The sequence below is a fragment of the Streptomyces sp. NRRL WC-3549 genome (assembly GCF_000721935.1).
Classification (GTDB): domain Bacteria; phylum Actinomycetota; class Actinomycetes; order Streptomycetales; family Streptomycetaceae; genus Streptomyces.
In genome coordinates, this window is the sequence record NZ_KL585460.1 from 12254 (window position 1) to 14532 (window position 2279).

Sequence of the window (2279 nt, forward strand, 5' to 3'; positions counted from 1 at the left end):
CAGGCCGCTGGTGCCCGACCGGCTGGCCGCGGCGGCCGGGCGGATGACGACCGTGCCCGGCGGCTGGCTGGCCCACGTACCGGAGAAGAGCGCCCACCTCGTGGGGCTGATCGAGGACGGCATGGGCGAGGTGCCGCGCTACACCCGGGCCCGCTGGTCCCCGCAGCCGTGGCTCAGGGAGAACAACTTCGGTACGTACGCCGTCAACGCGCTGGACCCGTCGACGGTGCTCGCCGCGTTCGAACGGCGGGTGGCCACGCTCGGTCTCGACGACGCGGGCCGGGAACGCGTACGCACCCTGGTCTCGTCACGGGTCCTGCGGTCCCTGGACAAGGAGATGACGGGGGGCGGCGCGTCGGTTCCCGCCCGCACCGGGGCCTGGGGGTGGCACAGCATCCGCCTCGGCAGGCGGCAGATCCGCATCCGGGTCCGACTCGTGCCCGGTGAGGCGGCGTTCACGATGCTGGACCACAGCGTGGAGATGGAGGAGAACCGGCGGGCGATCGAGACCGTCACCGAGAGCGCGGAGTCCACGAAGGGCGCCGACTTCGGATACCTCGTCGGCGAGGCGGTGCACACCGAGAACTCCACGGCGGTGGCCGCGGGCCCCACCTTCACGGAGACCGGATCCGGCCGGAAATCCAGCGGCGAGAGCCGTACCGAATCCACCCTGACCGTGTTCCGGGTGGCCTCGACGGAACCGTACGCGGAGATCGCGACGCCCTACACCCTCCGGATCACGCTGGAGGCGGACGATCCGCCGCCGGAGGGGCGGGGCGGGGTACGTACCGGGTTCGACCGGTTCCGGGGCAAGCGCGTCCTCACCGAGGAGGGGCCCGTTGGGACCCTGTGGGAGCACGTCCCCCTGAGTCTGATGGCCCCCGACACGGATCCGGGCGCGGACCTGCTGGAGGCCCCGGACCTGACGGCGCTCGCCCCGCCCCGGCAGGACGTCTCGCCGTATGTGCTGGGGCCCGACACCCTGCACGGGGACGGTTCCCTGAAACCGTTCCGCTTCCCCGACACCGGCTTCGACGTGCGCCGGATCGTCGGTCTCGCCGACATCCAGGTCGCGAACACCTACGCGCTCGCCCTCTCGTACGACGCGGGGTTCTCCATGGACGGGCCCGACGCGCCCCGCCGGGCCCGGGACACCGGGCTGACCCGGCTCGGCACGGGATCCGCCCAGGCGCTGGAGGACGGAACCGGCAACGCCGCCCTGACGGCGTACTACCACCGGGCGACGACGCCGCAGGGTTACGGCATCCCGGGGCTGAGCGAGAAGAACATCGTCGGCGACGAAAGGGCTCAGCTCGACCTGTACGCCAAGCCCGACTTCAGCCGTGCCCGGCTGCTGACCGTCGCCGACGGCAAGAAGATGGAGGTGCTCCGGCGGACCGGGGCCGGCGCCGCGGCGACCGTCGGCCGGGAGAACGCCCAGGACTCCGCGCTGGGGGCCGGTGTCCTGATCAGCTCCGACAAGACGGGGCTCCACCAGCTGGGCGGGTCGGGCACCGGCCCCTACGCCGCCGAAGGCGACGCGCTGCCCACCTCGGCGGACCAGCTGACCTCCATCAACACGAAGCCCAAGACGGGGCGGGTCTTCCTGTTCGCGGTCCCGACCTCCTGGCTGAGCGTCGCCGACGTACGACGGGGCGTCAAGGACACCCGTGTCGGGCGCTTCGTCGGCGGCACCTTCGGCCATGTCCGGCCCGGGCCGAAGGCCGTGAGTTCCCAGGCGTACGCCCTGGTCTGGGTCAGGGACGACGTCGCCAGGGAGCTCGGGCTGATCGACGACACGAACTTCCCCGCCCGGGTGGGCGCCGCCTGGGACGCCGTCGGCAGCGCGAGCAAGGCGTGGGTCGACGCCGACAAGGCGTACTGGAAGAAGCGACGGGCTGCGACCGGCCTGCGGGAGGAGCGGGACGCCGCACGGATCACCCTCGCCGACGCGGAGAGGTCCATGTGTATAAGAGACAGGAGGGTCCCCGCAGCGCCCTGGCGGCGGCGACGGCCCACCGGGACGAGGTGCGGGAGCAGGTGGGGGCGGCCCGGACAGAACTCGACGCGCTCGTGGAGTCCGCCGGTGAAGTCGCTCACGACGGCTGGGCCGACCTGATGCGTGAGCACATCACGGCGGCCCGTGGGTCGCTTGCCGCCTCCGAGGCGCGACTGCGGGCCGCCGAGGCACGGGTGGCCGCCCTGCGCGGGCCCGCGGAGGAGGCCGGCCGCGCTGTGCGCCGTGCCGAGGAGGCGGTGGCCGCCGCGGCGCTCCGGGT

The 2279-nt window shown here is 73.3% G+C and carries 1 protein-coding gene; it reads left to right on the forward strand.

Features of this window, described 5'->3' with window-relative positions; genetic code table 11:
• Window positions 1–2119: hypothetical protein (locus IH13_RS0135880; protein WP_158791513.1), on the forward strand; the 2119-nt coding region annotated here is incomplete at its 5' end.
• Window positions 2120–2279: the final 160 nt, after the last annotated feature.